10 protein-coding genes are annotated in these 13,405 nt (G+C 62.9%); 7 read left to right on the plus strand and 3 right to left on the minus strand.

The features are described from left to right. Positions 1-379 precede the first annotated feature (379 nt). The gene (locus J3474_RS21380) at positions 380-2,425 is read right to left on the minus strand and encodes an acyltransferase family protein (RefSeq protein WP_242528543.1); all 2,046 of its coding nucleotides are present in this window, start codon (positions 2,423-2,425) and stop codon (positions 380-382) included. A gap of 674 nt (positions 2,426-3,099) precedes the next feature. Next, on the minus strand, positions 3,100-3,237 hold the full coding sequence (locus J3474_RS21385; protein ID WP_207095539.1) for a hypothetical protein: 138 nt from the start codon (positions 3,235-3,237) through the stop codon (positions 3,100-3,102). 235 nt (positions 3,238-3,472) lie between these two features. Between J3474_RS21385 and J3474_RS21390 the strand changes: the two genes are divergently transcribed. From J3474_RS21390 to J3474_RS21405, 4 genes are all read left to right on the plus strand, one after another. Next, positions 3,473-5,086, plus strand: coding sequence for a GMC family oxidoreductase (locus J3474_RS21390; protein ID WP_207095540.1), 1,614 nt, complete (start codon positions 3,473-3,475; stop codon positions 5,084-5,086). Between the two features lie 166 nt (positions 5,087-5,252). Next, positions 5,253-6,740: a carotenoid oxygenase family protein gene (locus tag J3474_RS21395; protein WP_207095589.1), complete on the plus strand. Its 1,488-nt coding sequence runs from the start codon at positions 5,253-5,255 to the stop codon at positions 6,738-6,740. Positions 6,741-6,814: 74 nt separating this feature from the next. After that, on the plus strand, positions 6,815-8,284 hold the full coding sequence (locus J3474_RS21400) for an aldehyde dehydrogenase (RefSeq protein WP_207095541.1): 1,470 nt from the start codon (positions 6,815-6,817) through the stop codon (positions 8,282-8,284). Positions 8,285-8,393: 109 nt separating this feature from the next. Then, the gene (locus tag J3474_RS21405; protein WP_242528544.1) at positions 8,394-9,839 is read left to right on the plus strand and encodes a sulfatase; all 1,446 of its coding nucleotides are present in this window, start codon (positions 8,394-8,396) and stop codon (positions 9,837-9,839) included. Between the two features lie 175 nt (positions 9,840-10,014). On the opposite strand, the gene J3474_RS22840 is transcribed toward J3474_RS21405, so the two are convergent. Further along, positions 10,015-10,725 (minus strand): MarR family winged helix-turn-helix transcriptional regulator, encoded by a 711-nt coding sequence (locus J3474_RS22840; RefSeq protein ID WP_242528545.1) that lies wholly within the window; start codon positions 10,723-10,725, stop codon positions 10,015-10,017. Between the two features lie 82 nt (positions 10,726-10,807). Between J3474_RS22840 and J3474_RS21415 the strand changes: the two genes are divergently transcribed. From J3474_RS21415 to J3474_RS21425, 3 genes are read left to right on the plus strand one after another with little or no spacing between them, the layout of a single operon-like run. Then, positions 10,808-11,692 carry a bifunctional 5,10-methylenetetrahydrofolate dehydrogenase/5,10-methenyltetrahydrofolate cyclohydrolase gene (locus J3474_RS21415; RefSeq protein WP_207095542.1) on the plus strand — a complete coding sequence of 295 codons (885 nt, stop codon included), beginning with the start codon at positions 10,808-10,810 and terminating at the stop codon, positions 11,690-11,692. 30 nt (positions 11,693-11,722) lie between these two features. Continuing rightward, positions 11,723-12,112, plus strand: coding sequence for a dihydroneopterin aldolase (locus J3474_RS21420; RefSeq protein ID WP_013836777.1), 390 nt, complete (start codon positions 11,723-11,725; stop codon positions 12,110-12,112). After that, positions 12,103-13,389 carry a chorismate-binding protein gene (locus J3474_RS21425; protein WP_242528546.1) on the plus strand — a complete coding sequence of 429 codons (1,287 nt, stop codon included), beginning with the start codon at positions 12,103-12,105 and terminating at the stop codon, positions 13,387-13,389. Before J3474_RS21420 ends, J3474_RS21425 begins: the two co-directional genes overlap by 10 nt. The last annotated feature ends 16 nt before the right edge of the window (positions 13,390-13,405 follow it).

The raw sequence follows: 13,405 nt of genomic DNA on the forward strand, positions 1-13,405 counted from the left end.
GCGCATAGCTTGCCGGTCGTGTCAAGACGATCACGACCGTTAGAGATCGCTACAACCCGGCCTGAAGGCGCCGGATCAAGCCAGCACCCGGAACACCAGGCCCATCGCGGAGTCGGTTCCGGCTCGGTCAGTAACGGTTCGGTCGACGACCCGGGCTGTATCTCGGTCATTCCCGCCAGCTCCGGTCCTGCATGACAATGGTTATGACGCGGCCTGGGCCGGCACGAACCACAATGCGCCTGACTGGTGCGAAAATGACCCAGCCGCTGCCCGGCGTGCTCGTGTGTGCCAAGCGCCTAGGCACCCACTTACGCAACTGTATACGGGTCGATGAGTCAGGCGCCAACGGCAGCCTGAACGGGGTGCCTTTTTCTGTCGACTATTGCAGCGCTTGCGTAAGCTGCGGGTCTATCTGCGCAGCTATGAATTGAGACCCCTCGTTGCTGAGGTGGTCATCGTCGCGAAACAGGATTGAATCACCGATTGCCGTCAAGCACTGCTGGTGCCTCGCGCACAATGTTGCGCGCGGCAGGACGACTGTAAGTCGCTGCGCCTTGATGCGGGCAAGGATCGAGTCCGCCAATGGCCCCCAGTGCGCGTCTTCGGCACTGGCCTTGCGGCAGCGGCTTGCATCGCTTCCGAACTTGGCTGCCCGAGCGAAGCAGTTGGCAGGCCAGAAGCCGAATTCGGGTGTGGAGCCGATCAGAATGATCTCCGGCCCATCGCCAAGGGTTTTACGGATCTGCGCCACGAGTGCAGTCAACTCCGTGCGCAGGGCATCGCTCGCAACGCGATCGCTTCGCACCATGCTGCCGTCAGGCAGGGTCGTGCGGGCAAGGCTCTGCACCGTCGTCGACCAGCGTGCGCTGAGGATCACGGCGCGCAAATCGGGCTGGCGCGCAGCCTCACGCAAGGTTTCGCGATGAAGTTCGGCGCAGGTGGGGAGCAAGGGGTCAACCTCATTGGAGAGCATGACCAGCGGGGAGCAGCCAGAGACGGTCGACTGGCGCACGCGAAAGCCCTTTTGCTCCGCCAGTCTGGCGAGGCCGGGCATGAGGTGGTCACTGTGGGAATCTCCCCAGAGCAGGACCTGATAGCCACTCGCTTCCGGTCCGCGGCCCGCAGTGCAGTCGTTCGCGGCGGACAGGACTGCATTGTGCCCATCGCTGTGACATCGTGATCGGTAGGGATTGATACTGGCCGTTGCTTCCATGGCGGCCGTCACCGCCGGGGAAGCGAAAGCAGCCAGCCCGTTGGTGCGCCAGGCGCCAAGCCCGGCGGCGGCGAAGAGTGAAAGGATGATGGCGCTGGCGGCAAGGGCAAGGCGGCGGCCCGGCAGCAGCGTGCCGCGACCTCGGAACGGTCTTTCCACGAAGTGCAGCGAAATGGCTGCGAGCGCGAAGGCAGCCATCACTGCAAAGCCTGCCTCCGGTACCTGGAGAGGCCGGTTCAAGGCAATGTGCGACAGGACCAGAACCGGCCAGTGCCACAAGTAGAAACTGTAGGATATCAGCCCGATATATACCGCGGCAGGTCGTGACAGGGCCCTGCCTGCCGTGGTTTCGGTGCCCTGTCCGGCATGGATGAGCAGTAATGTGCCCAGGCATGGGAGAACAGCCGAAAGCCCTGGAAAGCGCGTTTCCTCGTTGTAGAACAGCATTGGCAGACTGATGAGCGCAAGGCCGGTCCAGCCCGCCATCTCGCGCTGCCAGCGACGGCGGAGCGCGGGTACCGCGCCAACCGCGAGAAGGGCGCCGAAGCCCAGTTCCCACGCGCGGTACGGGATCAGGTAGAAGGCCTGCGAGGGCCAGTGTCGCACGACGAATTCGGCCGCTCCCAGCGACACGAGGATGGCAAACCAGATGAAGTGGCGCAGCAGGCGCCGGTGGCCCAGCATGATGAGCCCGGCCGCGATGAGGGGCCAGGCGATGTAGAACTGCTCTTCAACCGCCAGAGACCAGGTATGCAAAAGCGGCTTGTCGCCTGCCGGGCCGTCGAAATAGCCGCCCTCATGCCAGAACAGTACATTGGAGCCGAACAGTGCAACGGCGACGAGACTTTGGCCGTACTGCTCCAGTTCGCCCGGCGGCAGAATCAGGGTGGACGCCAGGGTGGTCAGCGCCAGCATGAAGGCGAGCGCGGGCAGGATGCGGCGGAAGCGGCGTTCGTAGAAGCCACCGATGGAGAACGTTCCGGCCTGCGCTTCAGAGGCGATGATCGACGTGATCAGGAACCCGGAGATCACGAAAAAGACATCGACGCCAACGTAGCCGCCGGGAAGGAAGCCCGGAAAGGCGTGGTAGAGGACGACGCCGCCTACCGCTATCGCGCGAAGTCCGTCGATATCCTTGCGGTATTGCATGGTTACCGTCGCAGCGCGGTGCGGGTCGGCGCGACGGGTTTCGATTCGCGCGTGTGCATCCACAGCAATTCACGCATAATTGCCGCAGACCGCAATTCGCCCTGAAGGGCACGGATATAACTCGTTTGCGCGCTTGCCAGCACTCTGTTGGCAGTCCGGCGCCGACGATGTCTCCAGCACCCGGTCGGTTCATCCTACCCCGAGCGTTCAGCGCAGTTACGGGTCGGCCGCCGGAACACCCCTACATGTCCCGCCGGCAGTTTGCCCAATGTCTCGGCCCCGCTTTCGAGGAGCCGGGGAGGGACATAGAAGCGTTTGGTCACGTTCGAGGCCCATTCGCGCGCGACCTGGCTGTTCTGCAACCGCCCCCTGTCCGGAGGTCTGGTCGAACACGGTCAGCCGGTAGTACTTGTCCATAAGGTTGGCGACCTCCAGCGAGACATCGAGCTCGCCGCCCGGGTTACGCCAGGTCAGGCGACCGTTCACCAGGGTGTGGGCCGGGACGTAGTTGGTGTTCTCGTTGCGCGCTGCGGTGTAGAGGCCCGATTGGCACGGCACATCGACACGGGGGGGCGGCGGCTGGATGCGATGCCGCCGTCAGCCGGATTGTTGGCCGAACTCACTGGATTGACGCAGCCGCAATCGAGCACCTCGACATAGCCGATCTGATCCGGGCAAAGTAAAGAAAAGGGGCGCCGCGCGATCACTCTTCTTCATGTCCGGCATTGCCTTCGGGTTCAGACGTCGAGGCGATTCATATTCGGGTCTTCGCTAAGCAGCATCGCTTCGTGATCGACGGCGATCATGGGCGGGGTCTTGCCCTTGGGAGCTTGCGCACCGGGCTTGAGCGGAGCTCGGGTGGCCGTATCAGTCATCTCATATCTCTCCGTGGGAATGGCTCACCCGGCGCGGATACTCTTGGCTCCATTAAGTTTGCTATAGATACAATAACAAAAGCTCCATATTGTGCAAGCCAGATCCGGTGCTTTCGTCCGCGTTCCTCCGAGACTTTGTCGGCTATTTCGCAGCTATACCTTGCGCAGCGATCCGACTTCGGGCAGACATAACGATAACGTTCGATATAATAGTGCGGGAAGGTGAGGCTCGATCATGAATGCCGGAATTCCGGATATCATCGTGGTGGGTGGCGGTTCGGCGGGGTCGGCCATGGCCGGTCGGCTTTGCGAGGCGGGACTGCGGGTCGCAGTGATCGAGGCGGGGTGCTCCGATCGCCATGTGCGCTCGCGTATTCCCGCGTTGACCAGCTCCCTGGTCCAGAACCCGCAATACGATTGGTGTTACGGTGCCGAGCCCGATCCCTCGCTGGGTGGCCGCGCAGATACCTGGCCGGCTGGCCGGATGCTGGGCGGCGGCAGTGCGCTCAACGGCATGATGTTCATTCGCGGTCATCGCTGGGACTATGACAATTGGGCCCGGCTCGGCGCGCTGGGTTGGGATTACGATTCGGTCCTTCCGTATTTCCGCCGCATCGAAGACAACGAACGCGGTGCCGATGAATGGCGCGGAACTGGTGGGCCGATCTCCGTCTCGGAAGGCCGCGCGACCTACCCCATCGTCGAGGACTGGATCAAAGCCGCCGCCAACGCCGGGCTAGAGCGCAGCGAAGACCTGAACGGTGAGCGGACGGAGGGCGTCGATTACGTCCAGGTTTCGCAGCGGCGCGGCACGCGGTGTTCGTCTGCGCGCGGCTATCTGGAGAATCTGCCGGCCGGACAGGCGCCGCACATGGTTCTCGATGCCCAGGTGCTTCGGATATGCTTTGAAAACGGCCGCGCGGCTGCGGTCATCTATCGTCAGGCCGGGCAGGAACGCGAACTTCGTGCCCGGTGCGGGGTCGTCGTGGCCGCCGGTGCCATCGGCACGCCGCGGCTGCTGATGCATTCGGGGCTCGGCCCGGCAGAGCATCTCGGGGCCACGGGCATCGCCGTCAATCGCGATTTGCCGGGGGTTGGCGCTAATCTGCAGGAGCATGTCGGTACCCACATCGTCAGCGATGTCGCGGGTCACACACTCAACAACGATGCCCGCGGCCTGCGCGGTGCATGGCAGGTTCTGCGCTTCGCCGCCGGGCGCAAGGGGGCATTGACCACGGCGATCGGCCACGCCCAGGCTTTCGTGAAAAGCCGGGAGGACTTGCCCGCGCCCAACCTACAGCTCGCCTTTTCGGCCTTTGCCTTCGATCTCGACGACAAGGGCAGGCTTGCCCTTCGGCGCAATGCTTCCGTTTCGACCTTGATCGGTCTGATGCGGCCCTGCCATCGCGGGCGGGTTTCGCTTCGCTCCGCCGATCCGATGGACCATCCCGTGATCGCACATCGCCTGCTTGGCAGTGATGACGATATCGAGCAGCTTGTGGAAGGCATCGGCATCGCCCGTTCCATCCTCGCAAGCGAGCCGATGGCCAGCAGCGTGCGCTGTGAGATCCGGCCGGGCGAGACGCTGCGCGATGCCGTGGCCTTGCGCGAATACGTCAAGCTCGCCTCGGTGCCGCTGTATCACCCCTGTGGAACCGCCCGGATCGGCCGAAAGGACGATCCGTGTGCCGTCGTCGATCCGGACCTGAAAGTGATCGGGGTCGAGGGGCTGTGGGTCGCAGATGCCTCGGTCATGCCAGCGGTACCGGCCGGTAATACGAATGCGACGGCTATCATGATCGGCGACAAGGGGGCTGATCATGTGCTGTCGTGCCTCACACGGGCGTGAGTGCCGCGCTTCCAGGTGGTGGCTCGGGGCCCCTGCAGGGGCTTCGGGGCAATCTTCCATTAGGGTCCGCAAGTGCGGAACCAAATAATAGTATGCCAGGCATACATTTTTTCTTGAAACTGCACTGGTGACGCGTAACGTGTTCACCGGAGAAGGAGCCCAGGCCATGCCGCGCAGCTATCCGCCGACGATCCATTTCACGGGCCTCAATACCCCGATCGGGGTCGAATGGTCCGCCCGTAATCTGGACGTGATCGGCGAAATTCCGGCAGAGATCGAAGGCGCGTTTTTTCGCGCGGTTCCCGATCCCGCGCATCCGCCCAGGTATGACGACGATATCGCCCTGTCCGCAGACGGTATGGTGGCGAAGTTCACGATCAGCGGCGGCAAGGTCGACTACGCGATCCGCTACGTCGAAACAGAACGCTACATGCTCGAGCGCGATGCGCGCCACGCTCTCTTCGGGCGTTACCGTAATCCCTTTACCGATGACCCCGCAGTTGCCGGCAAGGACCGCACCGTCGCCAATACGACGCCGGTCTGGCATGCCGGGCGACTGTTCATGACAAAGGAAGATGGCCTCGGCTACGAAGTCGATCCCGATACCTTGGAGACGATAGGCCGCTGGGATTATTTCGGCGCCCTTCGCTCTCGCACATTCACCGCACATCCGCGCATCGACCCCGAAACAGGTGAGATGTTCTTCTTCGGGTATGAGGCCGATGGCCTGTGTTCGACGAAGATCGCCTACGCCATTGCCGATGCGCAAGGCAATCTCGTCTCGGAGCAGTGGTTCGATCAGCCCTATTGCTCGACGATTCACGACTTTGCGATTACCCAGAACTACGCGATCTTCCCGATCTTTCCGACGACTGCCGACCTCGATCGACTCAAGCAGGGCGGGGCCCATTGGGCCCACCAGCAGGAACTCGAAAGCTGGGTCGGGATCATGCCGCGCTACGGCAAGGTAGAGGAAATGCGCTGGTTCAAGGGTGGGCGGGGCATCTCTGCTTTCCACCTCGTCAATGCCTTCGAGGACGGGGGGCGGCTCCACCTCGACTTGTGCCTTTCCGATACCAATGCCTTCGGCTTCATGCGTGAGGCAGGAGGGGTCATGCGCGACCAGCGCGAGATCGGCGGCGGCCTCACGCGCTGGACCTTTGACCTTTCGAAGGATGCAGACAGCTACGAGGAACGCGTTGTCGGACCCCCGGGAGACATGCCCCGATTGCGCGATGCCGATCAGGGGCGCCCCTACCGGGCGGCCTGGTACCTCTCGATGAATCCGCAAGGCGGTCCCCCGCTGCCTGGCGGGCCGGTCGGGGTTGCGTTCAACGCGCTGATCCGGATCGAACCCGGCAATGGCCGGATCGAGATGATGGGGCTTGAACCGGGAATGGCGATCAACGAGCCGGTCCATGTCGAATCGACAAGGCCCGATCACGAAGGCTGGCTGCTCATGGTTGTCGACCGGCGGGTGGATGAGAACCGCTTCGAATCCGAGCTCTGGGTCGTCGACGCCGCCAACCTCAATGCCGGGCCGGTCGCACGGGTTCCGATGCCGCTGCCCATGCGGGCGCAGGTCCACGGCACCTGGGTTCCCGCCGCGAAGCTTGAGCAGGCGCGCAGCCGTCAGCAGGACAAGGCTGCCTGATTTCGGGCGGCGCGAACTGGCAGCGTCCGGCCAGCCCGGGCGATGCTGCATATGAACAGGAAAAGGACGAAGTGATGGTCCCTGAAAACATTCGGATCGCACACCCCGACAAACTCTACATTGGCGGCGAATGGGTCGAATCTAGCGGTGATCGCGTGCTCGAACTGGTCTCACCCGACAGCGAGGCGGTGATCGCGCGCGTGGTCGAGGGGACCGAACAGGACATGGATCGCGCGGTGGAGGCTGCGCGCAAGGCCTTTGATCAGGGTCCGTGGTCCTCGATGCCGCCTGCAGAACGTTCCGCTCTCGTGCGCAGGATGGGAGCCGAGCTGGAAAAGCGCGAACCCGAACTGGCTTCGGCCTGGACCGCGCAGGTGGGGGGGCTTGCCAGCTTCGCTCCCATCATGACCGGCGGCGCGACCGCCACTTTCATGGCTATCGCCAGCTACGGCGATGAGTACCAGTTTGTCGAGAAGCGCCAGGGCCAGCAAGTCGACACGGCCGTTATCGTGCGCGAACCGGCCGGCGTTTGCGCCGCCATTGCGCCCTGGAACGCGCCTTACGGCATTCTCTCCTCGAAAGTCGCCTATGCGCTGGTGGCCGGTTGTACGGTGATCATGAAACCGTCTCCGGAAACGCCGCTCGAAGCTTACATCATGGCCGAGGCCGCCGAAGCAGCGGGCTTTCCGCCGGGAGTCGTCAACCTCGTCGCTGCCGGTCGCGAGGCGTCCGATCACCTGGTGCGCAATCCGGGGGTCGACAAGGTGACCTTTACCGGCTCGACGCTGGCGGGCAAGCGGATCGGCGAAGTCTGCGCGGGCCGCGTGGCGCGCTGCACGCTGGAACTGGGCGGCAAATCCGCGGCGATCATCCGCGACGACTTCCCGATCGAGGTCGCCGCTGCGCTGCTGGGCAACACGATCACGATCATGAGCGGGCAGGTCTGCGCGATGTTGAGCCGCGCCATCGTCCCGCGCCGCCGTCACGATGAGCTGGCGGACGCGATCGCCAAGGTCATGCGTGAGATCCGCATCGGCCACAGCGAGGATCCGGAGACCCAGCTTGGCCCGCTGGCAATGAAGCGCCAGCTCGACCGCGTCGAGCATTACATCGAACTGGGTCGCGATACGGCCGACCTGGTGACGGGAGGTACCCGTCCCGCGCCGATGAACAAGGGCTTCTTCATGGAGCCGACCCTCTTCGCCAACGTCGACAACCGCAGCCGCATCGCCCAAGAGGAAATCTTCGGGCCGGTCCTGTGCCTGATCCCGGCAGACGACGAGGAAGACGCGATCCGGATTGCCAACGAAAGCGATTACGGCCTCAACGGTTCGGTGCTGACTCACGACGTGGATGCGGCGTACCGCATTGCCCGGCGCATGCGCAGCGGGGCTTTCGGCCAGAATGGCATGAAGATGGAGTTCGGCCTGCCATTCGGCGGTTTCAAGCAGTCCGGTATCGGCCGCGAAGGTGGGCCGGAAGGTTTGAACGCCTTCGTCGAAACCAAGACCATCTTGCTCGACGGAGCGCCCACCAGCCTCTGACACCATTTCTCAGTGAAGATCGCCATCCGCAGCTCCGGGCCGGAGCTGCGGAACGGTCCAGTCGCGCGCTGCTGAAGGGACGCGCTGCTACAAGGGATAGAATGACCATATGAACGCTCGCCAGATTTCGCGCCGGGGGCTTCTCACCGGTAGCGCCGCTGCGGCCGGGATGTCCGCCCTCGCCGGCACGGCTTTTGCCCGCAATGCCGAGCGGAGCCGTGGCAAGCTTCCGAACATCCTGTTCATTCTTGCAGACGACATGGGCTATGCCGATCTCGGTTGCTATGGGCGGACCGATTACGCCACGCCGGCGATCGATCGGATCGCGAGAGAGGGCATGTTGTTTCGACAGGCCTATGCCAATTCGGCGGTCTGTTCGGCATCGCGCACGGCGCTGATTACCGGCCGGTACCAGAACCGCCTGCCCGTGGGACTGGAAGAGCCGCTGGGCCGGCGCGTTCGGGGGCTGCCGCCATCTCATCCGACGATGCCCTCGCTACTGCGCAGCCAGGGCTATGAAACGACGCTGATCGGCAAGTGGCACCTTGGCCAGCTCCCCAAATACGGTCCGCTCCAAAGTGGATACGATCACTTCTGGGGCCTGCGCGGCGGCGGGATCGATTACTTCTCTCACGACTTCAACGGCGTGCCGGACTTGTGGGAGGACGACCGCGAGATCGAGCAGCCAGGCTACATGACAGACCTGCTGGCCGAGCGGGCGATGACGGCTATCGACGATTATGCTGCCCGGCAGCAGCCGTTCTTCATGAGCCTGCACTTCACCGCGCCGCACTGGCCCTGGGAAGGTCCCGACGACCAGACGGAATCGCAGCGTCTTGCGGCCAGCGACAAGCCATTTTCGATGTTCGACACCGATGGCGGGTCGCGCAAGACCTATGCCGAGATGGTCACACGCATGGACATGGAGATCGGGCGCATTCTCGAGAGACTGGATCGGTTGGGCCTGGCGGAAGACACGATTATCGTCTTCACCAGCGACAATGGCGGCGAACGCTACTCCAAGACCTGGCCCTACAACGGCCTGAAGACCGAACTGCTCGAAGGTGGCCTGCGCGTTCCGGCAGTTATGCGCTGGCTGCGCCGCATTGCCGCAGGGCAGGAGAGTGAACAGGTCATCATGTCGATGGACTGGATGCCGACCTTCCTTTCACTCATCCAGGCATCTCCCGACCCGCGCTATCCCATGGACGGCATGGACCTGAGCGCGACGCTGCTCGATGGTGCGGCGCCGGTGCCGCGCACCTTGTGCTGGCGATACCTTAACCTCTCGCAGGAAGCCTGTCGCTCCGGGGACTGGAAATACCTCAAGATCCTCGACCGGACCTTCCTGTTCAACCTTGTCGACGACCCGCAGGAGCGGGCGAACCTCAAGGACAGGTATCCGCAGATCTACGCGAAGCTGGTGGACGACTACCGCAAATGGGACGCGGCGATGCTGCCCCTCGATTTCGAGGCGTCGAACAGTGGGTTCAGCGGTGAAGACCTTGCCGACCACTTTGGCGTTTCCGAGCGCCGGATGGTCGAGACGAAGTGAGGAGAGCGCAGGCCGCCGGCATGTCCGGCGGCCTGTTGCCTCACCGTTCGATGAAGGCTTCCCGCAATGCGCGAAGTTTTGGGTCGTGGCGGGCAGAGGGACGCGAAAGCAGGCTGATCTTCGCGGGGGAAACCGGCATGAAGCGTTTGTTGGAAGATCTGGCCTCCGAAGCCTCTCACTCCGACTGATCGGCCGACTGGTTCCGACCTTTCGCGAGGCCGTTGCGGATGCGTTGGATATAGTGACGGAAGGTTTCCTGCTCCGCATCGCTCAGCGGCGAGAGCACGTCGCGGTCCGCTTCTTCAAGGGCAGCGGTCATCCTGCGCAAGGTGGTGTCACCCAATCGGGTCAGGTACAGGGCGTTCGCTCGGGAGTCGGCCGCTGCCGCGCGCGTCACGAACCCGCGTGCCTCGAGGATATTGACCAGCTTCATCGCACTGGCCCGGTTGATCGACAGCGCTTCGCCGAGAGCGGTCTGCGTGCAGCCCGCGTTCCTGCTGATTACGATCATTGCCGTAACGCGTGCCGGCGATATGTCGAACTCGGCCAGCGCTTCACGTGCCCGGCCGTCGACGTCGAACTGGAGCATCTTGAGCTGATAACCAAACGAATTGTCGAGGTCCGTATCGTCCGGCCGGTTATTGTCTTCCACTTGCAACGAGTCTCTAGCCCCACCCTGCGACGCTTGGCGTCGATTGCGGCGAACGATGGCCATTCCCCGTCGCGGCGTCAAGACGAGCGGATTGAGGTCCCGTGATCTCGAAATGAAGCCATCGCTGATAAATATTGAGATCTCTATTTCATAGACGTGAAAATTCGTATATTGGAAAAACTGAGTTGTCCCGAGGCGCTGTGCCTCGGCTTCGCGATTGGCGAGAGGAAGCAATGAAGATCTGTCGGGCTGGCGTTTCGCGCGCTTGCAATCCCCTTCGAATGATCCGTCGCTTGACCATTCCGGCGGGGGTTCTGTGAGCGCACTGATCGACGGAAAGGTGCTGGCCCGGCGCGTTTCGGAACAGACTGCGGAGACGGTCCGAACCTTGGCGGGCAGGCTTGGCCAGGCGCCGGGACTGGCCGTGGTGCTGGTCGGTAACGATCCGGCGAGCGAGGTCTATGTCGGCCGCAAGATTCGTGAATGCCGCAAGGTGGGCATGCGTTCAATCGAGCACCGGCTGGCAGCTTCCACCGGTGAAGCTGAACTGCTCGCCCTGATCGCGGACCTCAATGCCGATCCCGGCATCCACGGGATCCTCGTGCAGTTGCCGTTGCCTGCGCATATCGATGCCGGTCTCGTCCTGGACGCGATTTCGCCGGCCAAGGATGTTGACGGATTCCATCCGGTTAATGTCGGGCGTCTTTCGACCGGTACCGGGGGTCTCGTTCCCTGCACGCCGCTTGGCATCATGATGCTGCTCGATACCGTGATCAGGGATTATCGCGGGCTCGATGCGGTGGTGATCGGCAAGTCCAATATTGTCGGCAAGCCGGTAGCCATGCTGCTGCTGGAGCGAGAGGCGACCGTTACCGTCACGCACATCGAAACGCGGGGCCTGTCCGAAATCGTGCGCAAGGCGGACATCATCGTCGCGGCCGCCGGTGCGCCCGGCCTTGTCAGAGGCTTTTGGGTCAAGGAAGGGGCGGTGATCATCGATGTCGGTATTACCCGCGTGATCCAGGCGGATGGCACGACCGCGCTCAAGGGCGATGTCGCATTCGACGAAGTGCAGCACGCCCGGGCGGTCACGCCGGTTCCCGGCGGTGTCGGGCCGATGACGATTGCCTGCCTGTTGGCCAATACGGCGAAGGCGGCCGAATTGAGCCTCGACGAAGCGCGGCAAAGCCGCGCAGGCTGAGGGCCAAGGTTGCCGGAGAAAGGGGTGAAAATGAACCTGCCAGTGGATCTTGAAAGCATCGAGGAGATCGGAGCCCTCAAATGCGTTTCACAAGTGGCTGTCAACGACTTGCGCGTGGCTGCCGACATCGGCGTGCACTCGCATGAGATCGGCCGCAAGCAGACGTTGATCATTGGCGTGGTCGCCGATATCGTCACTCCGCGTGAAGACATCCTCACAGAGACTATCGACTACAACCGCATAGTCGAACATGCGCAGGATCTGGCCCGCGAGCGTATCTCGCTGATCGAGACGTTCGCGGCGAAATTGGCTGACCGATGTCTCGAAAGCGATCTCGTCTTGCGGGTCGAGGTCTGCGTTCAGAAGCCGGCGGCCCTCCTCAACGGATTGGCCTCCACGCGGGTGGTGCGGTGGACCTGAGCGGGCGAAACTGTCCCGAAGGCTGGTTCATCGGCTCGGGAACCGCCGCAATACTTCAGCGCAATGTCCAGACCGAATACGCGTTAGGCCGTCCTTTTGTACTGCTCGACGATCAGGCCCGGGACATGGCGACGATCTTCACTGGCCTCGAGGAAGAAGTGCGCTGCGATCGGCTCGATCAGGTCGAAGGGGCGCTTTCGCGGATCGACGCATTGATTGCCCGGGGCAAGACGCTCACCGGATTTCTCTCTTTCGCAGCAGCGCCTGCCTTTGATCGCTTCACAGTCCGCGCCGACAGTGTCGAACCTCGCGGCAGGCCGGCTCCTTTGCTCTGGTTCGGTGTGTTCGCCCGGCAGACTTCCGGCCCGTCGCCGCTGTGTGCATCCCTGAGCGATAGTCTTTGCGCATCTGAGACACCGCTGACATCCCTGGTCTCGCAGCGTGATTTCGAGACCGGGGTTCGCTCCGTTCTCGACAGTATTGAATCTGGCGAGATCTATCAGGCCAACCTGACATTTCCGACGCGAACGATATTGCGCGATCCGCTGGCATACTATCGCCGCGTTCGTTCGCGCGCAAAGGCGCCGCTGGGCGCCATGATCGCCACTGACGAGCGTCACGTGCTGTCCTTCTCGCCCGAGTTGTTCTTCCGACTTGAAGGAAATCGCCTGCAAGCGCGGCCCATGAAAGGCACGCGGCCGCGTCATCTCGATCCGACGCGGGATCGTCAATTGCATGACGAGCTGCTTGGTAGCGGGAAGGATCGTGCCGAGAACCTGATGATCCTCGACCTGCTGCGCAACGACATATCGCGTGTAAGCGAGGCGGGCAGCGTGCGTTGTCCGGCGATTTTCGATATCGAGGGGTATCCATCGGTTTGGCAGATGACATCGACAGTGAGCAGCTGCGTAAGGGCCGGCGTCGGACCTGTCGACATCCTCAGGGCCCTCTTCCCTTGCGGTTCAATCGTCGGGGCCCCGAAGATCAGGGCCAGCGAAGTTATCGCGCGCGTCGAAACCTTTGCACGCGGTCTCTATACAGGGGTCATCGGTGTTCTCGGCAAGGACCGGACGATGTTCAACGTCGCGATCAGGACGATGGACGTGACACCCGCCGGCGAGGCTTATACAGGACGCCTGGATGTCGGTTGCGGCATTGTTGCCGATAGCGTGCCAGCCCTCGAATGGGAGGAGTGCCTCGCGAAGGCGCGCTTTGCAGGCGAGGTGCGCGGAAGCGTCGACGCAGGGAGCTGGAGGTTCCGCCCTGTCGCTCATTGAGGACGAAATCGCCAAC

The sequence above is a fragment of the Novosphingobium sp. PY1 genome (assembly GCF_017312445.1).
In the GTDB taxonomy this organism is placed as follows: Bacteria; Pseudomonadota; Alphaproteobacteria; order Sphingomonadales; family Sphingomonadaceae; genus Novosphingobium.